This window comes from Geobacillus sp. E263, from assembly GCF_007197795.1.
Taxonomy (GTDB): domain Bacteria; phylum Bacillota; class Bacilli; order Bacillales; family Anoxybacillaceae; genus Parageobacillus_B; species Parageobacillus_B toebii.
Map to the genome: position 1 here is coordinate 2,023,297 of NZ_CP041632.1, position 25,309 is coordinate 2,048,605.

At 42.7% G+C, this 25,309-nt stretch carries 21 protein-coding genes and 1 pseudogene; 6 read left to right on the forward strand and 16 right to left on the reverse strand.

All coding sequences use genetic code 11. The annotated features are described in order from the left end of the window. Positions 1-109 precede the first annotated feature (109 nt). The gene (kynU, locus tag FNL97_RS10445; protein ID WP_143415739.1) at positions 110-1,396 is read right to left on the reverse strand and encodes a kynureninase; all 1,287 of its coding nucleotides are present in this window, start codon (positions 1,394-1,396) and stop codon (positions 110-112) included. A 185-nt stretch (positions 1,397-1,581) separates the two neighbouring features. On the opposite strand from kynU, the gene FNL97_RS10450 reads away from it, so the two are divergent. Then, positions 1,582-2,196, forward strand: coding sequence for a TetR/AcrR family transcriptional regulator (locus FNL97_RS10450; protein ID WP_089097405.1), 615 nt, complete (start codon positions 1,582-1,584; stop codon positions 2,194-2,196). A gap of 732 nt (positions 2,197-2,928) precedes the next feature. Here FNL97_RS10450 and FNL97_RS10460 read toward each other — a convergent pair. From FNL97_RS10460 to FNL97_RS10470, 3 genes are all read right to left on the reverse strand, one after another. Then, positions 2,929-3,390, reverse strand: a complete 462-nt coding sequence (locus FNL97_RS10460; RefSeq protein ID WP_286173353.1) for a GNAT family N-acetyltransferase — start codon at positions 3,388-3,390, stop codon at positions 2,929-2,931. 88 nt (positions 3,391-3,478) lie between these two features. Then, positions 3,479-4,921 (reverse strand): NAD-dependent malic enzyme, encoded by a 1,443-nt coding sequence (locus FNL97_RS10465; RefSeq protein ID WP_143415741.1) that lies wholly within the window; start codon positions 4,919-4,921, stop codon positions 3,479-3,481. A gap of 128 nt (positions 4,922-5,049) precedes the next feature. Then, complete coding sequence (locus tag FNL97_RS10470) at positions 5,050-5,703, reverse strand: DsbA family oxidoreductase (RefSeq protein WP_143416317.1); 654 nt, start codon at positions 5,701-5,703, stop codon at positions 5,050-5,052. 229 nt (positions 5,704-5,932) lie between these two features. Between FNL97_RS10470 and FNL97_RS10475 the strand changes: the two genes are divergently transcribed. Next, the gene (locus FNL97_RS10475; RefSeq protein ID WP_143415742.1) at positions 5,933-6,829 is read left to right on the forward strand and encodes a DMT family transporter; all 897 of its coding nucleotides are present in this window, start codon (positions 5,933-5,935) and stop codon (positions 6,827-6,829) included. A 39-nt stretch (positions 6,830-6,868) separates the two neighbouring features. Here FNL97_RS10475 and FNL97_RS10480 read toward each other — a convergent pair whose 3' ends face one another. After that, positions 6,869-7,423, reverse strand: a complete 555-nt coding sequence (locus FNL97_RS10480) for a DJ-1/PfpI family protein (protein ID WP_143415743.1) — start codon at positions 7,421-7,423, stop codon at positions 6,869-6,871. 156 nt (positions 7,424-7,579) lie between these two features. On the opposite strand from FNL97_RS10480, the gene FNL97_RS10485 reads away from it, so the two are divergent. Next, positions 7,580-8,308 (forward strand): NAD-dependent deacylase, encoded by a 729-nt coding sequence (locus FNL97_RS10485; RefSeq protein ID WP_062677288.1) that lies wholly within the window; start codon positions 7,580-7,582, stop codon positions 8,306-8,308. Beyond that, positions 8,305-9,180 carry a fructosamine kinase family protein gene (locus FNL97_RS10490; RefSeq protein ID WP_143415744.1) on the forward strand — a complete coding sequence of 292 codons (876 nt, stop codon included), beginning with the start codon at positions 8,305-8,307 and terminating at the stop codon, positions 9,178-9,180. Before FNL97_RS10485 ends, FNL97_RS10490 begins: the two co-directional genes overlap by 4 nt. Before the next feature lie 69 nt (positions 9,181-9,249). On the opposite strand, the gene FNL97_RS10495 is transcribed toward FNL97_RS10490, so the two are convergent. The 7 genes from FNL97_RS10495 to FNL97_RS10525 all read right to left on the reverse strand — a co-directional run bounded on the left by FNL97_RS10495 (position 9,250) and on the right by FNL97_RS10525 (position 21,334). Then, a complete protein-coding gene (locus FNL97_RS10495; RefSeq protein WP_097354423.1) occupies positions 9,250-9,792 on the reverse strand; it encodes a DUF4871 domain-containing protein in 543 nt (180 codons plus the stop codon). A 25-nt stretch (positions 9,793-9,817) separates the two neighbouring features. Further along, positions 9,818-12,205: a penicillin acylase family protein gene (locus FNL97_RS10500; RefSeq protein WP_143415745.1), complete on the reverse strand. Its 2,388-nt coding sequence runs from the start codon at positions 12,203-12,205 to the stop codon at positions 9,818-9,820. A 534-nt stretch (positions 12,206-12,739) separates the two neighbouring features. Next, positions 12,740-13,996, reverse strand: a complete 1,257-nt coding sequence (locus tag FNL97_RS10505; RefSeq protein WP_143415746.1) for an exo-beta-N-acetylmuramidase NamZ family protein — start codon at positions 13,994-13,996, stop codon at positions 12,740-12,742. A gap of 16 nt (positions 13,997-14,012) precedes the next feature. Further along, positions 14,013-16,109 (reverse strand): beta-N-acetylhexosaminidase, encoded by a 2,097-nt coding sequence (gene nagZ, locus FNL97_RS10510; protein WP_143415747.1) that lies wholly within the window; start codon positions 16,107-16,109, stop codon positions 14,013-14,015. Positions 16,110-16,128: 19 nt separating this feature from the next. After that, positions 16,129-17,853 (reverse strand): serine hydrolase domain-containing protein, encoded by a 1,725-nt coding sequence (locus tag FNL97_RS10515; RefSeq protein WP_143415748.1) that lies wholly within the window; start codon positions 17,851-17,853, stop codon positions 16,129-16,131. A gap of 428 nt (positions 17,854-18,281) precedes the next feature. Further along, positions 18,282-20,393 carry a GDYXXLXY domain-containing protein gene (locus FNL97_RS10520; protein ID WP_143415749.1) on the reverse strand — a complete coding sequence of 704 codons (2,112 nt, stop codon included), beginning with the start codon at positions 20,391-20,393 and terminating at the stop codon, positions 18,282-18,284. A 302-nt stretch (positions 20,394-20,695) separates the two neighbouring features. Beyond that, a complete protein-coding gene (locus FNL97_RS10525; protein ID WP_143415750.1) occupies positions 20,696-21,334 on the reverse strand; it encodes a phosphatase PAP2 family protein in 639 nt (212 codons plus the stop codon). A 622-nt stretch (positions 21,335-21,956) separates the two neighbouring features. Here FNL97_RS10525 and FNL97_RS10530 point away from each other — a divergent pair. After that, on the forward strand, positions 21,957-22,826 hold the full coding sequence (locus tag FNL97_RS10530) for a hypothetical protein (RefSeq protein WP_286173354.1): 870 nt from the start codon (positions 21,957-21,959) through the stop codon (positions 22,824-22,826). 64 nt (positions 22,827-22,890) lie between these two features. Further along, positions 22,891-23,313 (forward strand): hypothetical protein, encoded by a 423-nt coding sequence (locus FNL97_RS18485; protein WP_235603580.1) that lies wholly within the window; start codon positions 22,891-22,893, stop codon positions 23,311-23,313. A 356-nt stretch (positions 23,314-23,669) separates the two neighbouring features. Here the strand turns inward: FNL97_RS18485 and FNL97_RS10540 are convergent, their stop codons facing one another. The 4 genes and pseudogenes from FNL97_RS10540 to FNL97_RS18890 form a co-directional block, all read right to left on the reverse strand. Then, positions 23,670-24,098 carry a DUF6884 domain-containing protein gene (locus FNL97_RS10540; protein ID WP_143415751.1) on the reverse strand — a complete coding sequence of 143 codons (429 nt, stop codon included), beginning with the start codon at positions 24,096-24,098 and terminating at the stop codon, positions 23,670-23,672. A 7-nt stretch (positions 24,099-24,105) separates the two neighbouring features. Next, positions 24,106-24,483, reverse strand: coding sequence for a hypothetical protein (locus tag FNL97_RS10545; protein WP_143415752.1), 378 nt, complete (start codon positions 24,481-24,483; stop codon positions 24,106-24,108). A 356-nt stretch (positions 24,484-24,839) separates the two neighbouring features. Then, positions 24,840-25,145 carry a hypothetical protein gene (locus FNL97_RS18150; protein WP_041269632.1) on the reverse strand — a complete coding sequence of 102 codons (306 nt, stop codon included), beginning with the start codon at positions 25,143-25,145 and terminating at the stop codon, positions 24,840-24,842. Beyond that, a pseudogene (locus FNL97_RS18890) lies at positions 25,146-25,244 on the reverse strand (IMEF encapsulin system ferritin-like cargo protein); the annotation flags it as partial. Between the last annotated feature and the right edge of the window lie 65 nt (positions 25,245-25,309).

Consider the following 25,309-nt stretch of genomic DNA (forward strand, 5'->3'; position numbering starts at 1 on the left):
GATTTTAAATCGCGATTTAATCCTCTCTCCCGCTCATGAAGATCATGGAAATGATTATTTTGGTTTTTCACGGTTTCCTCCCCCTTTCTTCTCGTAAAACACGACATCTTTATGCCACTACTTCGCGTTCATTTGTAAACTTTTCATATTGTTTTTCCTTCATAATTTTTTTAAGGATTTGGACGACTTTCCACACTTCTTCATAAGAAGTGTATAATGCGATCGGTGCCAAACGAATGATGTTAGGTGCACGAAAATCCGGAATCACTCCGTTTTCTTTCAATGATTTACAAATCCGAGCAGCTTCATCATGTTCGAGGCTTACATGCCCCCCTCGGCGTGCATCGTCTCTAGGATTGCCAATGGCAAAACCAAAATCTTTCAGCTCATGTTCAATTAAGTACATTAAATATCGAGTGATTTGCAGCGACTTTTGGCGAATATTTTCAATGCCGGCTTCGACAAAAATTTCTAAGGATCCGATTAAAGGCGCAAGGCTTAGCACATGAGGCGTTCCGATTTGATAAGCCCCTGCCGTTTCAGCCGGTGTAAATGTATGCTCCATGTCAAACTGTTTATCTTTTTTGGAACCGAACCATCCGGCCAGTCCAGGAAGCTTCCCGAAATGTTTGCGATTCACATATAGCCCCGCGACACATCCAGGCCCCCCATTTAAATACTTGTAGTTGCACCAAAACGCAAAATCAACCTCCCACTCACTGAATGAATGAGGGATGGCACCGATAGAATGACATGCATCAAATCCAATGAAAATGCCACGAGCGTGCGCTTCCTCTGTTAAACGCTTCATATCCAATATTTGACCGCTTCGATAAAGAACTGTTGGTAAAATAATTAACGCAATATCGTCAGTCATGGCAGCGATAATGTCATCCTCTTCTAAAAAGCGGCCATCGCGGCTTTTTACACAGATAAGATGCGTATCTGGATCATAGCCGCGGATACGGAGCTGGCTTTGCAGTGCGTAAATATCAGAAGGGAATGTCAACTCATCAGCCAAGATTTTTGTACGTGTTCCCTCAGGTTTGTAAAAGGTCGCAACAAGTTGATGCAAGTTCACTGTCGTGGAACCAGTTACAATGACTTCTTCAGGCGAAGCTCCCACTAATGGAGCCATCATTTCCCCAAGCCTCTCCGACATGTAAAACCACGGATGTCTCCCTTGCGTCCACCCGTCAATCCCTAATTCTTTCCAATCATCCAAAGATTCTAATAGCGTTTTTTCAGCTCTCTTAGAAAGAAGCCCTAATGAGTTACCGTCCATATAAATAGAGCCAGGCTTTAAGTAAAACTCATGGCGGAAATGCCATAGTTTATCTTCCCGATCGAGCTTCCTGGCAAATTCTAGTGTGGGTTCAAAAGAATAAGAAAGCATCCTATCCTATTCCTCCTTCACATTGTTTTTTGGGAAAATTGTATCAATGAAGTTGACATGATGTCAATTAAAAATAAAAAATTTTCTAAACTTTGAGTTAAGTATTAAAATTATCATAAATCATCCTTTTGTTTTCATCAGATTCCATTTATGCTATTAAAAAGGAAACGAATGGAGGGAATGTCGTGGATAGTAGCAAAGTGGCCGATAAACGTCATATGCGTTCCATCATGACACGCCAAAAACTATTGCAAGCGGCAAAAGAAGTATTCATTGAGGAAGGGTTTCAAAAAGCAACGATTACTCAAATTATCAAAAAGGCAAATGTGGGATACGGTACAGCCTACGTACATTTTGGAGGAAAAGACGAAATTTTGATTGTGCTAATGGAAGATGTGATGGAACAATTTTATCAAATTGCAGAAATGCCCTTCTTTCCAACGTCAAAAGAAGAAGCCCAACAAATCATCAAAAAACAGGCATATTCATTTTTAAAGATGGCAGAAGCAGAGCGAAGCATGATGCAAGTGTTTGAACAGGCTATCGGAGTTTCACCGGTTGTGTCCGCTAAATGGAAAGAAATCAGGGAAAAATTCATCCAGCGAATTTCACAAGATATCGCCTATTCACAAAAAAAAGGACTAGCCAAAACGCAGTTAAATCCCGAACTTGTTGCCCGCGGCTGGTTTTTCACCAACGAAATGTATCTTTGGGAAATTGTCCGCAATGAACATAAGGCATCCGTAGAAGACATTGCCCAAACCATTACAGCCGTTTACACAACGGGACTTTACCTGTAACGATATGTTTTTGTAAAAGCTCTTTTTTCCATAGGCTCTTTTTTAATAATTTGACTTATGATAATTTTTTATAATAGATGTTTTATATCTTACAAGAAGATAAGAGGTGTTTGTTAAAATGATAGAAGCTTTGGGTGGCTTCTTTAGTGCAATCGCAACGGCCTATTAGGCAAAAAAAGTAGGAAAAATAAAGATGACTTTTCTTTATACACATCTTTCTACATACTTGAACGCCTCCTAAAACGCATATATCAACTATTAATGTAGTCAAGAAAGCAACAATCTATAAAAACCCCCTTGCAGTAGACAGTACTGTCTACTGCAAGGGGGATAATATCAAATTCAAGAACTAGGCGTACTTATAGTGTGCTTTTAGTGTTCTTTTCTTGCAAAAGCGCTCCATTTTGAAGACGAAGAAATTCCGAAGCCTTATTGTTGCCACGCTTGATTGCAAGAGATAATGCGGTTTCCTCACCTTCAATCCTAGCTCCATGTTCGATCAATAAATGATGAAAGGGAGCGTACGTTTGTCTTATTTCAAATTTCAAAATACACTGGATTGATAGAAAAAAATGGGTTTCAGACGAATGTCTGTTATAGTAGAGAGGGAAAATTCCCCCTCTCTACGAACATCTTGAAAAAGAAAGCATGTTTAGTGCGTATTCCTTAATACCGTAATAAACCCATCCAGTATTTGATGACTGATTTTAAACCCTTTTCGGAGATAAAATTTTAACGCATCATCATTTCCGTTTGATACAAAAATAAATATGTCCTTGATTGAAATGAACTTAACCATTCCATCGATTTTTCGAATAAAACGCTGCCAATTCCACGGTTGCGATATTTTTCTTTTATATAAAACTGCGAAAGGCAGCCAACATCATCGGTTGGAACAGAATCAAAATCAAAAAATGCGTCACACGGCAAAGTCGCGAAATTATTGGAATAGATTGTTTTTGGAGAAATATTGCTATATGCATACCCAACAATTTCATCGTCATCTTTCGCTACGATGATGTAGTTCACTTTCGCCTTTTCGATCGATGGAATCATTCTCGTTTCAAAACACATCCCGTCAAACCACTCGGGATGGATCGTTGCTTTAGATTTTTGATAGGCCATTAATTCATTGCATAAATCTTTAATACAAATAATCTCGTCTTCGGAAATCACTTCATAACGAATCCCCATGTTCCAACTTCCTTTCGAAGGGATCAAGTAAAAAATAAGGAGAAGGGCATCATCATCTTTAACAAACAGTCTTGTCTAAGCGACAGCCTCATCTTTGTTCTCCGGAATATCCCCCTAAAGGAATGTTGTCTTTCCGCGCCACGCCGGTGCGATATGCCGCTTCAATAACGGCTTGTCTTACTCGTTCCACCACTTTGTTATTAAACACGCTCGGAATGATATACGTTTCGTTTAACTCGTCGTCGGTTACGACGGAAGCGATCGCTTTCGCTGCGGCGAGTTTCATTTCTTCGTTAATTTCTTTTGCACGGCAATCGAGCGCGCCGCGGAAAATGCCAGGGAAGCAAAGAACGTTGTTAATTTGGTTCGGATAATCGGAACGTCCTGTCGCCATCACGCGGACGTACGGCTCCGCGATTTCCGGATCGATTTCCGGCACTGGGTTGGCCATCGCAAAGACGATTGGATCGCGCGCCATTTTTTTCACACCATCGACTTTTAAAATGCCTGGAGCGGAAACGCCGATAAATACGTCTGCGCCCGCGATAACGTCGGATAGGCTTCCTTTTTCGTTATCTGGATTGGTGATTTGCGCATATTCTTGCCAATAAGGATTATCGTACTTCTCATCGCGATGAATCGCGCCCTGGCGGTCGACACCGATAATATTGCGCACACCGGCCGCCAGCAAAATTTTCGTGCAGGCAATTCCAGCGGCGCCGATTCCCGTTAACACGACTTTAATGTCCTCGAGTTTTTTGTCGACAATTTTTAACGCGTTTAATAGACCTGCAAGCAATACTACCGCCGTTCCGTGCTGGTCATCGTGAAATACAGGGATGTCTAATTCTTCTTTGAGCCGTTTTTCAATTTCAAAGCAACGCGGCGCCGAAATATCTTCCAAGTTAATGCCGCCAAACGCCGGCGCAATCGCTTTCACAATTTGAATAATTTCTTCTGTATCTTTTGTATCCAAGCAAATTGGGAAGGCGTCGACGCCAGCGAACTGCTTGAACAACATCGCTTTCCCTTCCATCACCGGCATCGCGGCGTACGGTCCGATATCGCCAAGCCCAAGCACCGCCGTGCCATCGGAAACAACCGCCACCGTATTGCGTTTAATCGTTAAGGAATACGCTTTTCTCGGATCTTCCGCAATGGCCGTGCATACACGCGCTACCCCTGGCGTATAAACCCGCGATAAGTCATCGCGCGTTTTTACCGGGATTTTTGATTTCGTTTCAATTTTTCCACCGATATGCATTAAAAACGTACGGTCTGATACGTTAATAATTTTAACACCCTGAATTTTTTTCAGTGCTCCAATAATTAAATCGCATTGTTTTGTATCTAACGCACTGACAGTGATATCACGCACAGTATGTACTTTGCTCGACGAAATCACGTCAATCCCGACGATATCTCCCCCTGCTTTGCCAATCGCAGCGGCGATATCGCTGAATGAGACACGATCTTTTTCAAATTGAAGACGAATCGTAATGTTCATCGTTGCGCCACTTGGTAATGCCATTACACTCTACCTTTCTTTTACATTTTTATCCATATAAAAAACTCCCACGGTTCACATGTTATATCAATATAGGGAAAAAGACAACCCTTATCTTATCGAAAAAAAACGATACACATCCATCATTGACATTAACATCCGTCTATTCCACAAGCCATTCCTTCCCCAAAATCACGAAATGATTGTTTTTTCATTTCTTCTTCAATAATCTTTTCTAACGTTTCTTTCGAACGGACACCGGTAAGAACTGTATCTCCAATCACAAATGTCGGAACAGCGGTGATGTTCGCTTCTTCATACGCATGCTTGAGAGCGCGCTGGTGCGCTTCTTTATATTTGCGGGTCACAAGCGCCTCGCGAAACTCTTTCTCGTCGAGTCCTACTTCCCCTGCCAGCTTTGTTAACACATCGATATCGCCAATGTCCTGCTCTTCTTGGAAAAAGGCAGTAAACATACGGTGATTGTATTCATTTCCTTTTCCTTTTTCTTTTTCTTTTGCATACTGATATCCTTCAAAAGCAAGGTGAGTGTACGGCTGCGGAGAAACTCTCGGCAGTACGATCGGAATTCCCATCTGTTTCGCCATAGGATATACATACTGTTCCCATGTTTTTTGTAGATAGTCTCCTTCCGGACGAAGCGTTTCATTTGGGTATGGACGCAATTCGAACGGCATCCACTCAATTTGCACGTCTTTTCCCGCAGCTGCTTCTTGTAGCGGTTTTTCCGCTAAAAAACAGAATGGACATACATAATCTGAATATACTTTTATCGTTAATGTCACCGTTATCACTTCCTTTACTAATACTAAGGTGCTAATGGTATTTATCATATTATCACAATTCATAAAAAATCTCATATTACACACATCATACCGAGAAAACTCCCATTCACTAAATGCAGAAAAGATAAAACAACATTCAAAAAAGAAGCAACATGCAGGATATCAAACACGTCATGAAGTAAATGTAGTAAAATAAGGAATATCAAAAGACGAGACAGGAGAGAAATGAATGAGAGAGAAAATCTTTTTAGTGTTAGCCAACTTATTTTGGGCAGGTAATTATCTATTTGGAAAATATGTCATCGCAGAAATTAGCCCTCTATGGCTTACATTCATCCGCTGGAGCGTTGCGTTTTTATTTCTTCTTCCCATCTCCTATTTTTTGGAACGGCCGCGCTACGGAGAAATCATGAAGCAATTTTGGCTGCCATTAAGCATTACCGGTATTCTTGGCATTATTGGCTATAACCTGCTTCTTTACGGAGCATTGGAATATACATCACCGATGAACGCGGCGATTGTGAACGCGTTGAACCCGGCCGTTATCGTGATCTTGTCGTATTTTCTGTTAAAAGAACGCATGACGTTTGTCAATGTGATCGGTTTTATCCTTTCGCTCGTCGGCGTATTGTTTATTTTAACCAACGGACATCTGCAGTGGATTTTCCAAACGAGCTATAACCGCGGCGATTTGATGATGTTAATCGCCGGTGTAGTGTGGGCGCTTTATTCGATTATCGGGAAAAAATTAGCCGTTCCTCCGATTACTGCGACTACTTGTTCCGTGTTTTTCAGCATTATTTTGCTGCTTCCGTTTCTTTTATTGCAGCCGTTTCCGCTCGCCGGGTTAAGCGGAAAAGAGTGGATTGGCATCAGCTACATTTGTCTGTTTCCGTCCGTTTTTTCGTTTTTGTTTTGGAATCTGTCTGTAAAAAAGGTTGGACCGAGCTACGCAGGCATTTATTTAAACTTAATCGCTGTATTTACCGCGATAATCACGTTTTTGTTAGGAGGAAAAATTTCCGCGCCACAACTGATTGGCGGTGCATTCGTGTTGATTGGGGTTTATTTGGCAACCAATGTTCGAAAAACGGAAGCATCGCCGGCAAAAGATGCGAGCATGTAAATAAAAATCCCCTCAAGTTGCCTTGAGGGGATTTGATCATTATTTTTGAAGCAAGCGAATGAATTCGCGCATGAAACCAGGCAAGTCCGGCCAAGCATGTGCAGAAACGAGGTTTTGGTCGACATGTACTGTGCTGTCAGACACATACGTTGCCCCTAGTGCTTCCACGCCTGGCTTGCAAGCGATGTAAGCAGTCAAGCTGCGGCCTTTCAACAAATCTGGCATCGTTTCGAAAATGAGGGACGCATGGCAAATCGCAGCGATCGGTTTATTCGCTTCAAAGAAATGTCTAACAATGCGTTGAAGATCGGCGTCAAGACGAATGTATTCTGGTGCGCGTCCACCTGGAATAACGATTCCGTCATATTGCGTTGGGTCGATATCGGCAAATGCCGCGTGCGCCTCAATCAGGTATGCTTGTTTTTCTTCATATGTATCCCAGCCAGTAAAGTCATGCACAACCGTCTGTAATTTCTTTTTCTTCGGCGCGGCAATCGTTACATCATATCCTTCTTCTAGTAAACGATAATATGGGTAATATACTTCTAGCGCTTCTACCGCATCTCCCGTTACAATCAATACTTTTTTGCTCATGATCATGCCTCCTTATCTATTTTTACTTACACTTTTATCATACCGAAAGATGGAAAAAATTAAAAGAAAAATGCTTGTCAAATTAGGATAATAGGGAAAATCGGCCTCATCATGTAAAATAGAAATAACGAGTTTTCTGTAAAGGAGAGGAATAACATGATTGCTTCATGGTTATCGTCATCCCGTTACGCCGTAGTCTTGACAGGAGCGGGCATGTCTACGGAAAGCGGACTCCCTGACTTCCGTTCGGCTAAGACGGGTTTATGGAATCGCTTTAATCCGCAACAATTAGCAAGCACCTACGCTCTTGAACATCATCGCGAAGCATTTATCGAATTTTATCAATACCGCATCCGCACCCTCCGATCGTGTAAACCGCACGAAGGGCACGCCATTTTAGCCGACTGGGAACGGAGTGGGCTGATTAAACAAATCATTACGCAAAATGTAGATGGCTTTCACCAGCAAGCAGGAAGCCAGCGCGTCATTGAACTGCACGGCTCGCTTCGGACGGTCCACTGTCAGCGATGTGGAAACACATTAGACAGCGAAGTATATTTGCATAACCAATTCGAGTGCGACTGCGGCGGTTTTTTGCGTCCTTCTGTTGTCCTATTTGGAGAAATGCTTCCAGAAGACGCCATTGAACAAGCATGGCAGGCAGCGCAAAAAGCCGATTTATTGATCGTCCTCGGTTCTTCACTTCAAGTATCGCCCGCTAATCAGCTACCGCTTGTTGCCAAACGAAACGGTGCGAAAGTCGTTATTGTAAACTGGGAGCCGACGGAATTCGATGATATTGCGGATATCGTCATTCATGAGCGGAAAATCGGCGACGTCCTTCGCGACATTGAGCGTGAGTGGAAAGTGGGGAATGATTCATGAAAACGGAAACGATCATCGCAGAAGCGCTTCAACACATCGGCGATTCATCGGCCATCTTGCAATACAAACGGGTATACGGCGGAGATATTAACGAGGCGTTTTTCGTCCAAAGCGAGCGGCAGCCGTACTTTGTGAAAATCCGCCATTCCCTTCCGCCTCGCTTTTTCCAATGCGAAGCGACGGGGCTTGAGACGCTTCGCAAGGCGAATGCCATCAACGTTCCTTCTGTTTATGGAGTCAAAGAAACAAATGACTATGGCTTTCTTATTCTTGAATGGGTTGAAGGAGAAGAAACAAGCAAGACCGCGGAACAACTCGGCTATGCCATCGCACGTCTTCATCAATGTTACGGTCCTTCGTTTGGGTTTGTGGAAGACAACTATATTGGACTATTGCCCCAAAAAAACGGATGGTATGAAAACTGGGTCGACTATTACCGGGAATGCCGCCTGCTTCCGCAAATCGAACTTGCCGAACAAAAGGGGCGAATGCCAGCGCGCAGAAGAAACAAGCTGGAGAAGCTCCTTGCTTCTCTTGAACGATGGCTTCCTGAAACGTGCTCCCCATCTTTACTGCACGGCGATCTTTGGGGCGGAAACTGGATCGTTGGCGCAAACGGCGTTCCGTATTTGATTGATCCCGCTGTATTTTACGGACACTATGAATTTGAAATCGCCTTTACCGAACTATTCGGCGGATTCCCTAGCCGCTTTTATGAGGCATATAACGAACTCATGCCGCTTTCTTCCGATTATCACGAACGAAAACAATTATATCAGCTTTTCTATTTGCTTGTGCATTTGAACTTATTCAGGGAAACATACGGGAGTGCGGTCGACCGCGTTTTGCGGCGGTATGTTGGCGACAACTAGCTGCTCTTTCTGGTAAACACAAACATCCTTTCCCTGTTCAATTGGGAAAGGATGTAAATACGAAATAGATCATTTCACTTCGATAACCACATAATCCAAAAACGCATCTCCCAGATAGACAAGCAATGCCCACTTGCCTGGTTCGCTCAGCCTCATATTGGATGGCAAATGGGCGTCCGCTCCGTTATTTGGACCTCCCGGAACGTTCGTTGTCCAAACGCTGATCCCATCTTGCATTAACGCAGGAGCGATGTCTTTACTTCCTTCTTTTACGGCAACTATTGTCAACTCTCCTTTTGGAATGGATTCTCCCCAGAAATGCCACATGTATTTATCGATTTTATTGGCGATAAACGGCGCATCGATAAAGCCGACTTTATTAGGCACTCCCCTCATTCGATAGCCCCCTGATCGAAAAACAGGGCTTACTTTCCAATCAATATTGTTTATGATCGTTTCCTTTACTTTCACTGGGGCTTCTTTCCACCTGCTTATCCCTTTTTCTTCCTCTTTTTTAGATTCATATCCTTGTATCTGTTCGTTTTCTTCTTTGCTGCATGCGGATAAAGAAAAAAGGATGGCTGCGATGATGAAATAGTGGATGAATCTCATTGAACCACTTCCTTTTAACTGGACCTTATTTTTTCGGTTTTAAAAGCAGCGTATCCCTGCTTTCCACTTTCCCTAACGTTGTCACATGATAGGTTCCATTCACCCAATCATCGATTTGGTCGTGGTACCAGCGGCTGCGAAAATGGCCAGCCTGGCCAGGACCGACAATATGATAACCATGTTCGATATCACTGATGTCGATGACAAACCGCCATGAAGCGCCATGGTTGACAATGCCATCATTCGTAAAGGATGCCGCTTGCACCGTTACTTGGCTTCCGTCGACAGGAATCGGCTTTTCCCGATTCAAGAAAAATTTCAATAGCGGGGATGAATTGGACATTGGATGCGCAAAGTAGAGTTGGTGATAATCCCCCCATTTCCACTTAGATGGATCGTCGCCGTATTGCTTCTGCAGCCGTTCGGTGACATGATGCAATGAGGTCGATAATACACGGGCAAACCCGCCGTTTTCCGTAAACCACGGTGAGTCGTCTCCGTTTGCCGCCTTGCGAATTAATTCATCGACAACCGCCTGTTTTCCTTCAAACAACTTCTCGATTTCGGAAGGAATATCTTTCTTGAATAACACATTAGGAATTTCTTTCATCCAAAGATGGAAAATAAGCGGCGCGGCATCGTCTTTACGGTCGACATAATCCCATTGCCGCAGCTGTTCAATCGCCTTTTTATCGATTCCTTTTAATGATTCATTGGCTAATGCCTGCAAGAAAACCGGCACAAACTCTTCCGCCCATAAATTTTTTTGATCCATTTGCAGCGCTTTCATATCTTCGATCGTGAGATCATTTTTGCTTTCCAGCACTTGTGCGATTCGCATGTAACGGTACGGCTGCGCCCAATGATGGCTGATATGGTGCGGATAGTCGTCACCAATCACTTTATTATTTGCCGTGGCGATAAACCCTTTCTCTGGATTCACAGCGCGTGGCAGCTCGTCAAAAGGAATAAACCCTTCCCATTCATATTCATCCGTCCAGCCTGGAACTGGAAGAAGGCCGTCTCCTTTTTTGCGAATCGGTATTTTCCCATTCGCTTTATAGGCGATCGTTCCGTCTTTCGCGGCAAACACAAAGTTTTGCGTCGGGGCGTGGAAATGTTCGAGCGCTTCTTCAAACTCGTTCCAATTTGTTGCTTTGTTTATTTCTAAAATTGCTTGAAGTTCGGTTGATGGGTCTAACGTGGTCCAACGGAGGGAGAAAACGGTGTTTTCTTTTGATTCATATGCAAAATCAGAAATAACTGGACCGTGGCGAGTGATCGTCACTTCATATGGAATCGTTTTGCCACCCTTTACTTTAATCGGTTCTTTGACAACCGTCGCGTCTTCCCACTTTCCGTTATACAAAAACTGATGTTTGTTGTTTGGATTTCTTTTTTCGATATACAAATCTTGCACATCCGGCCCTGTATTCGTCACTCCCCATGCTACGTGTTCGTTATGTCCTAAAATGATGCCGGGAATTCCTGCGAAAATAACGCCGCTAACGTTAACCGTCGGGGCTTGTAAGTGCATTTGATACCAGATCGATGGCGTGCTTAGCGATAAGTGCGGGTCATCCGCCAAAAGAGGTTTTCCGCTTTTTGTTTTCTTGCCGCTGATTACCCAGTTGTTGCTGCCGTTAAACGCCGGCGGGATGACAGCGGATGCAAACGCTTTTTCAACGGACAGTTGTACATCTTTATATGCTTGCAAAATCATTGGGGCATCTTTCGGGTAGGAAGGAAATAAGTCATACGCTTTTTCTTTCGGAAGGTTTGCAAGCGCCCAATAGCGAAACGCCTGCCCTTGCCAGTGGCCGCCTAAGTCAAAGGCCATATACTTTCCAATCGTTAGTGAATCAATCGGAGTCCATTTTTCCGGTTCATAGCCGAGCAGCCGAAATTCAATCGGCAGCTTTCCTTCTTTTTTCGCAAACGCTATATACGCGTTCACTCCGTCCGCAAACGCTCGCAGCACACTTTTCATCTCTTCGCTATACGCAGCATAAGACGCTTCTGCGGCGCGGCGCAGCCCGAGCGTACGGAAAAATTTATCGCGTTTGACCGTTGCCTCGCCAATGACTTCGCTCAATTGACCGGAGGCCTGCCGTCTGCTTAAATCCATTTGAAACAGACGGTCCTGCGCCTGAATAAAACCTTGCGCAAAATATAAGTCATGCTCATTTTTTGCGGAAATGTGCGGAACACCGTTTTCATCCCGAACGATTTTCACTTCTGCCATTAATCCCGGTGCAGAAAGCTCTCCCTTTGTTTGCGGAAGCGAGTGATTGATGTAACCGTTTGCAAACATCACGCCTCCTGCCGCAATCATGAAAATAGCGGCTAACGCACTCCATAATACCGTTTTCCACCGTTTCCGCTTCGCCTTCGTGCGGACGACCGTTTCCATCTAATTCCTCCTTTCCCTTGTACTAAAAATATATTACCGCACAAAATAAAAAAACCTCTTTTTGCCACGAAAAATATTTTTCAGAATAACAAGACATTCAACATGATAAACATAATTGCTAAAAGTTAATAAACAAATAAAGAACCTATAAAGTTTTTTCAATATTCTAACTTACGCACATTTTAACACAGGATGCACTAAAATTTTTACGAGAACGAGAGATTGTGCATTCTCAAAGATTTAGAGAGGCTTTGGTACTATCTAGTCCATTAATCACTGTTACGTCTTTTTATGTAAAATAAAAATCTTGATAGTAACGACAAATGTATAAGATTTATTTTTTAGTTAGCATAATTTACATTGTGTTGCACTTAAAACTATATAAGCTAATTTGAAAATTCTACTTCTTGTGATCCATTTTTCGACTACACTTATGCATGACGAGAACAAGTCCGTTGATTTGCCCTCGTTACATTATTTTATTCGCTGGTTTTGAAGTCTTCTCACATAAAAAAAGAGAGGGTCCCCCTCTCATTAGTAAAGCAAGTATTGCTTTCTGATCTTCATAAATGCTTCTACATCTTTCTCCCATTTTTGTTTCATTTCATCCACTGACATCCCGTCTTCTATTGCCTGACGCACCCACCCATTGCCAATGAGCTGATCGAAAAATGAAATGCCTTGGCTGTTCTCTTTGCTGAAAGCAAATTGATCTGGATATAAATCATGGATGGTTTTCACAATCGACAAACCTGTTTCTACCGGTTTAAACGCATCACGGTTTGTGACATGAATTTGGATGCCGTGTGTTAATTTTCCGCTATGTTTCGAAAAGGTCGGCGTGAAACTTGCTGGACGGAAAACAACCCCTGGCAGATGTAGAGCGTTTAGTTTCTCCGCTAATTCGATGCTGTCGATAAACGGAGCACCAATAAGTTCAAACGGCTTTGTCGTTCCTCTGCCTTCCGATACATTCGTTCCTTCGATCAAAGCCGCTCCCGGGTACACAAGCGCGGTATCTAATGTTGGCATATTTGGAGACGGCAATACCCATTGAAGCCGTGTATCGTCGTAATACATGGAACGCTTCCAGCCTTTCATTTTCACGACCGTTACATCGGCTCCGATGCCAAACTCTTCGTTAAATAATAAGGCTAATTCGCCAACTGTCATCCCATGGCGCAATGGAATCGGATACATGCCGACAAAAGAGGAATACTTCGGATCGAGTACAGGCCCCTCTACTTTCGTGCCGCCTAACGGATTTGGCCTATCTAACACGATAAATGGGATATTGTTTTCTTTTGCCGCTTGCATCGCGTACGCCATCGTATAAATGTACGTATAGAACCGTGTTCCGACATCCTGAATATCAAAAAGAAGCACATCGACTCCTTTCAACATCTCCGGCGTCGGTTTTTTCGTCGGTCCATATAAACTGTATACAGGAAGACCGGTTTTTTCATCGATATAAAACGGAACATATTCCCCAGCTTGAGCGCTGCCGCGCACGCCATGTTCCGGACCGTATAAAGCGACAAGCTCGACGTCAGGGTCATTGTACAGGAGATCCACCACACTGTTTAGGCGTTGGTCGACGCCAGTTGGATTGGTAATGAGCCCAACCCGTTTTCCTTTGATTAAATGCTTTTGCTCCTTTAGCAGCACTTCCACACCAAGCTCTAATTTTTTGTTCTTTTTCTCTTCTGATGGCCCTTTTGCCAATACGCCGCTAAACAGCGACAAACTCAAGATCACTGCCGAAACAACCATCCACCATCGCTTTCGCATAAAATCGCCCCCCTTTTTAGTAAGTGAGACCATGGCCGTATTCGTACAGCACGCCGCCATCGTAACTCGGAATGGTTACTGGAAGTTTGCCAGTCGGTGTATTTACTCCGAAAATCGTATCCACTGCCGCTTGGAAACTTGCCTGCTGAAAACCATACTGCGCAAGATAGGCATCCACATGCGGATAGGCCATCACATCATACGGATTGCGAATCCCGATTGCGATGACAGGAGCATCCGTATTTGCGAAAATTTGCTGCACCATTTTCATTTGCGGGCTAGAAGGCAATCTTCCTGATACGTTCGATGTATACGTGCCGACAATGACCGCATCTGCTTCTTTCACTTTTTGCAGCTGCGCCTCATTTAAAGGAGCAGACGCTTGGATCACAGCCGCGTTTGGAACATAGGTTCGCACTGCTTTCTCTAATGATGCAATCATCGTATTTCCTACAACGACGAGATTGTTCACTTTGCTTGTTTGAAGCGGCAATACATGGTCGTTTTTCACTAGTGTAATCGATTTAGCCGCTGCCTCGGCTTCCACTTGTTTATGCTCTTGCGAACCGACAACACGCAATGCTTGGTCGATGATTTGCTGCATATCAGGCGGTGTTTCTTGTTTAAAAATGCCGCGTTTCACTTTTAACGTTAAAATTCGCTTTACAGAGGCGTTGATGCGTTCTTGCGAAATGCCACCGTTTTGCACGGCTTTCTTTAATCCGTTTGCCACTTCTTCCAGCCCCACCGGCATGAGTACAATATCAGCACCAGCTTGAACCGCTCTTACCGCCGCATCCACCGGTCCAAAGTGGTCGCTAATCGCTTTCATATTCATCGCATCGGTAATAATGACACCGTCAAAGCCCATTTCTTCACGCATTAACTCGGTTAGCACTTTATACGACAAAGTAGCAGGAAGCGAAATTGCCGTGCCGTCTTTTTGCGAAATCACCTTTGTATCATCGACTTTCGGGAATGTGACATGAGCGGTCATAACCGCGTCAATTCCCGCTTCCATTGCTTTTTGAAACGGATACAGTTCGACTTTTTGAAGCCGGTCGCGATCGTGCGATACTTCCGGCAACCCAAGATGGGAATCGACAGCGGTATCTCCATGTCCTGGGAAATGTTTGGCTGTAGCGGCAACTCCGCTGTCTTGCAATCCTTTGATATAAGATACCCCTAGTTCCGCGACAAGCTCTGGATTTTCTCCAAACGAACGAACGCCGATCACCGGATTATCCGGATTATTGTTTACGTCCAATACAGGTGCCAAGTTCATGTTAATTCCCAGCGCATGTAATTCTTCTCCAATCGCATGCCCTACTTTCCAGGCAAGCTCTTTCGATCGTGTCGCCCCTAATGCCATATTTCCCGGCATATTTGTCCCTGACTGCAGCCGCGTCACAATGCCGCCTTCCTGGTCTATCGATATAAGCAAACCGAACTTTTCAGCTGCCTGCTGATAGTCCGCGACGAGCTTTGCCGTCTGCTCCGTTGTCACCACATTTTCACGGAATAAAATGATGCCGCCAAGATGATACTTCTGTATGAGTTCCTTAATTTCCGGAAGCATATCAGTGACAGGCTTCCCATTGAAATTGCGAAAATCCGGCATCAGCATTTGGCCGATTTTTTCTTCCAACGTTAAGCCATCTATCGCTTTTTGAATGATGTTATAGCGGCTTCCCTTTTCTTTGACAACGGTCACTTTCATGTTCTGTTTGCTGTTTTTTTGCGATGCAGGAGCGGTTTTGACCTTAAAAGCGATGCGGTCTTTCCGTTTTCCGTCTGTCACCGTAATAAACGTTCTTCCGTTTTTTCCGAAGAAAGTAACAACACCATGATCATCAACGGCAGCTACCGTTTTATTGGATGATTTCCATCTTATCCCTTCTGTTGCTTCGGTGAAATATCCTTCCTGATGAACATGAAGGGCCCGCAATGAAAGCTGATTTCCGTTTATCTTCACGTCTACTTCAGGAATGTTTTGGTAAATGATTAAATCGGCCGTTGTTTCCTCCGCGTTCGCTGATGGCGAAGCCCACGGGACAAAAAGCATCATCACCGCTATCACTGCTGCCGTTATTTTTTTGTAAAATGACAACATTTTTTCTCCTCCCCCTAAGTTAGTTAGAACGTTGTTCCCATTCGCTGCTTTCCCATGCTACCGGTATTTTTTTGCCACTGTCATCGGTAAGACGAATATTCGATACATACCAACCACGTCCGTTGACAGAAGCATCGGTATGATAGCGAAAACGAATGGAGGTGGTATGCGCCGGAATCGTAACAGTTTTAGTCACCCAATCTCCGCTGCTACCCGTCAACAACTCTCCGACTTGCGTCCAGTGAGTGCCGTCTGATGATACTTCCACCACTCCGAAATCAACGTTCGGTTCCATTCGATGCCACGTATCAAACGTTAATGTTGCTTGTTCGTTTAATGTTACATTTGTCGATAGTGCTGCGTTCAAGCCGTCACCGTACCCCGCGAACCAGGCTCGTTCTTTCCCCGGTATTGCAACCGGAATGGCATCGGCCGTTAAACGGGCGATTTTCCTGCGAAGCGGGTTCGTTGACACGGTATTCCGCGTAGGATGAACGCGATTCGTCAGTAAAATAGCAATCACGTTGTTATTCGGGCTTACGACCATCGATGTGCCGGTATATCCCGTATGCCCTAGCGTCGTACTTTCCGAAAGCGCATCCATGTACCATCCTTGGGCAAGTTCCCATCCCAATCCATGGTCATCGCCAGGAAATTGCGGAATTTGATTTTCCATTAATAAGCGGACGGTCTCTGGCTGTAGGATTCGCTTTCCACCGTATGTTCCGTTTTGCAAAAACATCGAAGCAAAAATTGCTAAATCATGAGCGGTGGAAAACACTCCCGCATGGCCAGCCACTCCATCCAACGCCCACGCGTTTTCATCGTGGACTTCTCCCCAGACAAGCCCTCGCCCAGTCCATGGCTGATATTCCGTAGCGGCAATTCGCGTCTTTAATGGTGGAGGAGGATTATACATCGTATCGTTCATACCGAGCGGTTTCGTAATGTATTTGTACACAAACTGATCAAGGCGCAAACCGGACAGCCGCTCCACCAGCGCACCTAGTGTAATCATGTTCAAATCGCTGTATGTATACGTGGTGCCTGGCGGATTTTTAAGCGGCTGCGCAAACACGATTTGCAAGCGGTCATTCCGATTGGTTCCCATTTGATACAACGGAATCCACGGAGCAAAACCTGAGGTATGGGTCATTAACTGACGAATGGTTACTTTTTCTTTCCCATTTTGCGCAAATTCCGGGATGTATTTAGCGACAGGATCATCTAAAGAAAACTTTCCTTGCTCATATAGTTTCATCGCTGCGGTAGTCGTAAACAGTTTACTGATGGAAGCTAAATCGAAAATAGTATCTTCCCTCATCGATATCGGCTGTTCCGGTTCGGTAAACGAATCGTCCTCATATCGCTTCGCGTATCCATACGCCTCATGTTTGACAATGATTCCTCTCCGAACGACATAAACAACCGCTCCCGGTATGACACGGTCACGCATCGCCTGTTCTATTACTTGATCGATTTCCCGCAAAGGTTCTTTCCTCATCCCAGCTGCTTTAGGCGATCCTGGGTGAATAACCGCAGAAATCGGGCCGGGATGGTCCCAGGAAAAAGGTGTTTGTATTTTTATTTTTGATTGAGCTGTTTTGTACACTTTCTTTTCCGTTTGCTCCATCGTGGGAGATGAATGTTTATAGGATGCTGCTAAAACGGGTGGAGATGCAGAAAATATAACCGAGCCTAATAATACGGACGACAAAATGTGCGAAACAGACTGTTTGTTCATCAGCAACCTCCTTTTCCTTGAAATAACTAGTAAACGAAAAAAGCGCATTTCTCCTGGTGCATTGTCTTGAGGCGAAAAAAGCAGGAGCCAATGTTGAAGCAGAGATGTTGGAAGGGTTTTCATTTTTTGATAATAGAATATCAGTTTATGGTATAGTTGTATATACCACCTTGCACCCAATTTTATATAGGAAAATTTTCATAATTTTCCTTTTAATCATTCATGATAAAAAAGAAAAAGACCGATCCCAAAGCAATTTATGCTTTTGAATCAGCCCATCAAAATACATAAAAAAACTTTGTGAAAAGGAGAATAATAATTCTGTTTGTGATTCCCCTATCACCTAAATTATTAGCCTATACAGAAAAAAAGATCTCTAACTATAAACTTTTTTGCCTACAAAAAACAGGAGCTGAATCACTCCTGTCTTATTGGCCGCGAACCTCCTCCAACAACGCATCACCTGTTTCGCTAACTCGCACGTACGCAAAGCGCGTCCGTTCTTGCAAATTCATTCCCTCACCCTCTGGTACAAAGTAAGATTCGATGCCGTAAACAATCGTATTGCCATAAAGCGTTCCGTTTACTAACACATCTCCTTCTTGCCGAACGTATCCTTCTTGTTTTTTCCCGTTCATCGAATATACGTGTACAAACCGATGCACGCCATCGTTATCCTTCCGCAAGACGACCTGCACTTTGCCGCGTCCGTCTATATGCGGAATCGTCGAAATATCATAGCGAAGACGGACATAGTCCCCTTGCAATAAGGAACGCGGATCAATTGGTTCTAGTTCGAGCTTTACCACTTCTCCATTGCGCAAATGTTGTTCCTTATCCCATACAACATAACCGGCAAATATCGTTTGCGCCGCGATGGCAACCAATAAAGGCGCCCATTTGCGATACAACTTGCGAGTGTCACTAGGACGAAGCAGCCCTTTTCGTTTTTCCTGCACCGCTGTTCCGATGAAAAACAAAAGTCCCGCAAGTAGCAGACTCATCGATTTATCCAACAAATCCCAAGCGAATTCATAATACTTGAAAAAAAGAAACAGCCAAAAATAACCCCAAACGATCAAATGCTCGTAACGTTCTTTTTGAATAGGCGGCGCAAAAAGGAGAGCGATGATCGTTACTGCAAAAAATGCATTGGCGATCACATACCAAACATCTGCTTCAAAGAAGTCTATGCTTGTTAATAGAAACGCTCCTAGTCCTAACGTGAGCGGCAATAGACGAGATTCTTTTTTTCGTTGGAGAAACAAATAAAGGCATACGTTCAATACAACGACAACAAGCAAGGCAAGACGTGCTTCATCCGTCCAATGATCCATGATCATCGCTGTATATAATGATAAAGCCATATTCGTAAGCGATCGAATTCCCGCTTCAGCGGATAATAGATAGCATACAAGAAGAACGATGCTGTAGGCGGTAAGCAAAACCGTCGATATTTCCGATGCCGTTATCGCCCCTAAACCGTAACCGGTCGCAAGCAACGTATATCGTACTGCCGGATTCCAGTCCCGCCCCCACATCGCAGGCATAACAAACCCGATGACCGATGCCGCAAATAACAAATTCATCGAAGGCGATTCCGTCCATATCGCGAGAAGCCCCATAATGCTTGCAATCGCAATCAATGAAGCAACAAACGTGACAATGACTTGAAAGACAATAAGAAAAATACGGCCTTTTTCCCCTTCACTGGAAATGTTTTTCACTCGTCTCAACAAATATACGCTTGCGTACACAATCGCTGCTGAAAGAACTAACCCGCCAAGCAAAAATCCCGTTTCAAAATGCTCACCAACAAAACGAAAATATTCTACAACAAGAAATGCCCCCGCAAATAAACTCGTTAACAATACATAAATGCGCCTTTTCGCCACCGCGAAAAAGTAGTAAAAGAAACCGATCAATAAAAGCACATAAACATACGGCCACCATTCAACATAATGATAAGCAAGCTTATGAAAGTAAATGACAAACAGCCAGCCATGCATCGCAGCGTACGCAAGATACGATACGATGGCAGATCGATGAAAGACGAACACGACTCCATTTACAATCGCAAACAGCAGCAGTATCAAAAAAGATTCCCATTCTCCTCTTACAATTCCATAAGAAGACGGAAAATAATAAAACCAGAACGTCAGCTCCATCAGTACAACACTAAGGACAGAAAGCAATTCGTACTTTGTCAGCCACGCCAATACGACGGTTGGAACGAGCCAAATGAAAAATAACCAGTAGCTGTCCGCGTGCGAATTATAAATTTGCCCGATGAGCGCCATCGTAATTCCAAACGCCACCGCCCCAGCGACAAAGAACCACCTTCCCAAAAAATCATGACGCTTCATGCCATACGCGAAAATCGCGCTTGTTCCGTAAAACAGCCACATGAGCCCGATGCTTAACCCTACCTTTTCTAAACGATCCATTCCTTGCCAATTGGAAGCAAAAAAATAAATAACAGCGGATAGGATCAATGCCACACCTAATAAGTATCCCGTCTTTACAACCCGTTCCGTCACGACTTTCCCCCCAAATCTTTTTCGAAAGCGTTTATCATAATCATTTTATGAGAACGCATCGATATGTTGTGTTCATAAACAGCCTAAATCTCTATACGGAATAATCTAAATAGCCAAGCATCCGTAAAGTCAGATTTGCATAATCTCCATCATAAAGCAACTATCCAGCTCATTCAGTCAGAAATAATAAGAATAGTCTGTTTTTTCATTCTACCATACCGAAACGACAAGAAACATAAAAAACAGAAGCAAACGCTTCTGTTTTTTCCTGAGGACCACAGCCTTTTCTCGCTTTTACTCGGTCATGAGTCATGTTTCGGTTTCATTCCAACCATTGAAACACGAGGAAAATTCCTTTTCAAACGTTGATAAACAGCAACACAAATCGAAAGATACGCACAAGCCAACAAAAACCCTGCCAAAACGTCAGACGGATAGTGAACTTGAAGGCTTAGACGGCTAAGCCCTGTCAATAGCGCAAGAAGGCCGAAAATGAAAAAAATCACCCACCGTTGGGATGCTTTCTTTACTTCTTTGCTTAGAAAGTACGCGATCAACAATAAATAAATGCTGCCGACCATCGCGTGGCCGCTTGGAAAGCTAAACCCGTGCACCCCTTGCGCAAATGGCGGCCGCGCCCGCCCGACAAGATCCTTAATGAACGTGTTCAGCCCGTAACCGCCGCCGACAGCGACCAACACAAGCACCATGCCGTAATAATCGCGCTTGCGAAGCCATAAAAACAACACTAGCAGGATGCTCGCAATGCCGATGAAATAGCCATAGCCTAATATCGTAAAGCCATCCAACCAGTCCCATGAATCAAACATTTGCAGCAGCCGCTCATCCATCGCATTGGTTGCTTCCGATTCCACCGCGGCCCATATGGCAAGAAACAGAAGAAAACTAAGTGCAGATACAGATAGAAGACATTTGTTCATATTCGTGCTCCTTGCTTTTATTTTTTATCTAAATTATAACCCAACTTTAGTCATTTGTTAGATAAAATCTTGTAATCATATAAGACAGCTTAAAAACCTTTTATGATACAACATTAGCAATTGTCCTTAGGATGCTCCTGGCCGTCTCACACCACCGTACGTATCGTTTAGTATACGTCTGCTTGATTTACTCGGCATCACCTTCGATAAAAAGAGCTTTGTTTTGTTGAATAATACCTGGCCTCCTATGAAGTTCATATTCCTCAGTTTCCTCAGTCCGAAAGTTTGCCGCCCGCTCCCTTCCGATTCCGCGTTGCCACGGACACCCTTGCGCTAGATTAGCAGCTGATTCTGCCTTCACGGCTCGGGACCATCCTCCTATAGAATATCTCCCCCGTACCGGACACACAAAATCTCCCCACCCAAGCGCGTTTCTTTTATAAATACAGGCTGATTGAACAGATTTTTCAAAATTCAAATAAGTATTTTTTATCATATTTTTACGAATAAAATGATTCCAAATCCTTAATTTTCCTGTTTCATATTTCTTGGAAAACAAACGCTGTGTAAAATATATAATGAATTCCATATTTTCTATAAACAGTAGTTATTTTGAAGGAAGATGAATGAATATGGAGATTCCACTTTTGTGGGCGCCGTCGCTGACTGGCTGGATTCCCTTGGCAAATTCAACGGCGGGCTTACTGTTGCAAAAGGATTACTTGCAGTTCACGTTCTCGGTACCGGTTTATTAACTTTAGCGAAAGATGCGAAAGGAAATTTTATTATCAAAACATCGCCAGCGTGGGTAAAAGGAGCAAATAAAAAATACGAATCAAAGCTTGCAGAAAGAATCTATCAATTATTGGAAAAAGGAGATAAAAACTCTAGCAATATCATTAAAAGAGCTTTAGCAAAATATCACAATACTCCAAGCGGTGTTTTACGTGAGCTTATCGGTTTGCATGGGAAAACAAATAGAATCAGTTTTGGGAAAATCGTAGAACAACATCATAAAATACTGGCCTTTGATAAAAATTTAATAAAGCAATATAAAGTTCAAATAGACGTTAGCAAAACAGCCACACAATTTAAAATTCCGTATATAGCTGTCTTTTTCTCAGTTATTACAAACAGTGGCGAATTTTTTAGTGACACGAATCAAAACAAGTCTATGTTCGAAAAGACTGAAAGGTTTATAGCAGGATTAGGGCTTGACGCAGGTGTCGCAGCATTAACGTCTACTGGGGCACTGATAGGATCAATGGTCGCTCCTGGTGTAGGAACTTTTATCGACGGTGCTATCGGCGCAACGGTCGGCTTTGTTGGCTCGTTGTTTGTTGAAGATACTGTAAAAGACTGGGGAGAAACAGCTGGTCGATGGGTTGAAGAGCGTGTTGAAGATACTGAAGAGTTTTGGGATAGTGCAAACGAAGCAATATCTAATTCATTTTCAAATGCAAAAAAATTTATTGTAGACTTTTTCAATTAAGGACAGAAAGCTAGTCATAACTGTCAAATAGATGATAATTGATAACAAAAAGGAGATATATACCATGAGAAATGGACTTCCACATTCTCAAGCCAAACAACAATCAAACTCACCAGTAAATAAAGAAACGGAAATATTTTCGTTGAAAAGAGGCATTCGCTTCTTTTTGCAAAGTCACCTTTTTCTCTTATTCATTATATTTCTATTTCTAATCAACAAAAATCAGTGGACAAATAATGCATTTGTAACCTTTTCCACGTTTTTCTCTGGTTTTGAACTTTTCTTTATTTTACTGTTTCTTCCCTCTTGCTTTGTCCCTAACCTACCAACACTGAGCATACATCGCATCATTCAGGCTATAACAAAAAAACGGGAAAGAAATGAATGGGTGGGGATGGCTATTGCATTTATCATTTTTACCCTAGTTTCTTTAATTTTCTCCCAGCCAACATTCCTTACCCTAGTACTTATGTACAATTTTGGCTAGCATCTAATATAATGTTCGCATTAATATCTGTCCTTTTCCAACGTCTTGTCTTTTTTTATTATGATGCAGCTGTCAAAGCTAAACCAAAAAGTGTATTAGATTATTTTTATAAGTATTATGGATTATTTATGCTTGGTTTTTGTTATTATATTCAACAAATTTTATCCCGTATGCCATTATTGCTGGACAAACTGTTTGCTATTTTATTTCTTCTCATCGTAGTATGGCAATTTTTTATGGTTGTTGGTATCTTTAACTGAAATATATCCAATTAGTTTTACCCCATAATCGTTGTATTTTGACAATGAGCCTCTTTAGGAAAGGAAAAACGAACACAAAAGAAACGATCCGCTTATCTACGAATGAATTTCATTTAGCGCTTTATTATAAAACTCGAGTTGTTCGCCGATTTTCATGCCTTGCAACGGTACCCGGCATCTTATTCCTTGACTTTCAAGCATTGGAATGAGATAATGCCGATATTTTTTGCCGGCGAAAAAATCGACTTCTGTTGGATGGATCGCTTTTAGTTGTTGAAATACTTTCTCTGACCACGCTATTATTTCTGGCGCTTTCATTTGATTGAGCGTCACATCATACGGATCAATGACCATGTCCTTTGGAAGCAATCCATATTTAGCGGAAAGAATAAACCAATCGTCATATCCTTTTTTCTCGACAAATGCTACCGCTTTGGTAAATAAAGAAGATGATTCATACATTTCCTTTGCCGCACAAGAATAACTTCTCTTTTTTTTCGTACAACTAATTAGTGCGATTTTCATCTTTACTTCATCCCCCTTCTCTTTTTAATACATGGATAACCGCATTACTGCGGACTTTCTTTCCATATTGCTCAAGCAATTTTTCCAGCTCTCTCATCAATTCTTGGCTGCGAATAGATTCTTTTGGAAGCTTCACAAACCATTGCTTCAACACTTTTTCCGTATCTATTCCTGTTTTTCCTTTTCCTCTTGCATATTTGACGGTATTCATATCTTTATATCCTATATATTTGCTTGGACCGAAAGCTTGCAAATCAGAAATGTAATACCAATGTTTGAATTGTGTTAGTTGTTGAACAATATCTGTTTCATTTTGCAAATCTTTATTAAACTGTTTTACATTTTCTAGTACCTCTTCTAATGATGAAACTAATACGGCTTCCATAGATTTCAATCCTTTCTTCATGTATTATTCTATCAGCATTTTCTATTTAAATATTGTCGAATCATGTCACAAAGAAGAAAAATTCCATATTTGGATTTCTTTCGGACTGTTAATCGCTTCATCAAATCCACGCTAAAGAACGCGCGAGTAGAACTAGCAATTCAATAAAAAACTATACTGGATCAGTCTCTCTACAGACCAATAAAAAAAGAGACATGAACCCGATCTCTTGGTTAGCCACCATACCATTCCACAAGGAGGTTCATGCCTCACGAATAGACTACCACTTCACCAAAAATTACAGTTGCGAAATGTAAGATTTATATAATTATTTTAGCTAATTTTGAAAGAAAATACTACCAAATAGCGTATGAAAAACAGTAGAAAAGAAAATACTTCTGCCTTGTTTTTCTCCACCTTTGTACAATGGCCGCGGCAAACTGATAACCAACCGATAACCCAGTATAACGGACTTTGGTTGGAAACAGCTCAGAGAATAATGTCCCTTGTGTGGAAAAAACAGCCGCCCAGATGATTCCGAGCATGACCGCCTGCATGAAATACAGCCAGCCTGTCCCTTTTCCGACCAGTGCAAAATAAAGAGAAGACTTGTTTTGCACTTGCGCTTGCAGTTTCGGCAATAGCGCCTTCAAACGGTCCAAACGATGCTCTTCCTCTTCGTAAATATGGTGCCAATAAAGACGTTCATGGGCATCTTTTGCTTGTTCAATAGTAGGTTCTAAAATGTTCTTAAACTTAATGAGCGCATCCTTTGATCGAAGTAAATTTCTAGAATCTCCTTTAAATTTTCAATCAACAAAATCCC

What these genes read in the sequence shown, in the direction of transcription:
- FNL97_RS10505 (WP_143415746.1), bottom strand. Translation starts at nt 13,996, where the DNA reads ATGCGAAAGCGATGGTGGATGGTTGTTTCGGCAGTGATCTTGAGTTTG.
- FNL97_RS10545 (WP_143415752.1), bottom strand. Translation starts at nt 24,483, where the DNA reads ATGGAAGCCGTATTAGTTTCATCATTAGAAGAGGTACTAGAAAATGTA.
- FNL97_RS18485 (WP_235603580.1), top strand. Translation starts at nt 22,891, where the DNA reads ATGAGAAATGGACTTCCACATTCTCAAGCCAAACAACAATCAAACTCA.
- FNL97_RS10480 (WP_143415743.1), bottom strand. Translation starts at nt 7,423, where the DNA reads ATGAGCAAAAAAGTATTGATTGTAACGGGAGATGCGGTAGAAGCGCTA.
- FNL97_RS10490 (WP_143415744.1), top strand. Translation starts at nt 8,305, where the DNA reads ATGAAAACGGAAACGATCATCGCAGAAGCGCTTCAACACATCGGCGAT.
- kynU (WP_143415739.1), bottom strand. Translation starts at nt 1,396, where the DNA reads ATGCTTTCTTATTCTTTTGAACCCACACTAGAATTTGCCAGGAAGCTC.
- FNL97_RS10525 (WP_143415750.1), bottom strand. Translation starts at nt 21,334, where the DNA reads ATGAACAAATGTCTTCTATCTGTATCTGCACTTAGTTTTCTTCTGTTT.
- FNL97_RS10485 (WP_062677288.1), top strand. Translation starts at nt 7,580, where the DNA reads ATGATTGCTTCATGGTTATCGTCATCCCGTTACGCCGTAGTCTTGACA.
- FNL97_RS10460 (WP_286173353.1), bottom strand. Translation starts at nt 3,390, where the DNA reads ATGGGGATTCGTTATGAAGTGATTTCCGAAGACGAGATTATTTGTATT.
- FNL97_RS10495 (WP_097354423.1), bottom strand. Translation starts at nt 9,792, where the DNA reads ATGAGATTCATCCACTATTTCATCATCGCAGCCATCCTTTTTTCTTTA.
- FNL97_RS10465 (WP_143415741.1), bottom strand. Translation starts at nt 4,921, where the DNA reads ATGGCATTACCAAGTGGCGCAACGATGAACATTACGATTCGTCTTCAA.
- FNL97_RS10500 (WP_143415745.1), bottom strand. Translation starts at nt 12,205, where the DNA reads ATGGAAACGGTCGTCCGCACGAAGGCGAAGCGGAAACGGTGGAAAACG.
- nagZ (WP_143415747.1), bottom strand. Translation starts at nt 16,109, where the DNA reads ATGTTGTCATTTTACAAAAAAATAACGGCAGCAGTGATAGCGGTGATG.
- FNL97_RS10475 (WP_143415742.1), top strand. Translation starts at nt 5,933, where the DNA reads ATGAGAGAGAAAATCTTTTTAGTGTTAGCCAACTTATTTTGGGCAGGT.
- FNL97_RS10515 (WP_143415748.1), bottom strand. Translation starts at nt 17,853, where the DNA reads ATGAACAAACAGTCTGTTTCGCACATTTTGTCGTCCGTATTATTAGGC.
- FNL97_RS10530 (WP_286173354.1), top strand. Translation starts at nt 21,957, where the DNA reads ATGAATGAATATGGAGATTCCACTTTTGTGGGCGCCGTCGCTGACTGG.
- FNL97_RS10540 (WP_143415751.1), bottom strand. Translation starts at nt 24,098, where the DNA reads ATGAAAATCGCACTAATTAGTTGTACGAAAAAAAAGAGAAGTTATTCT.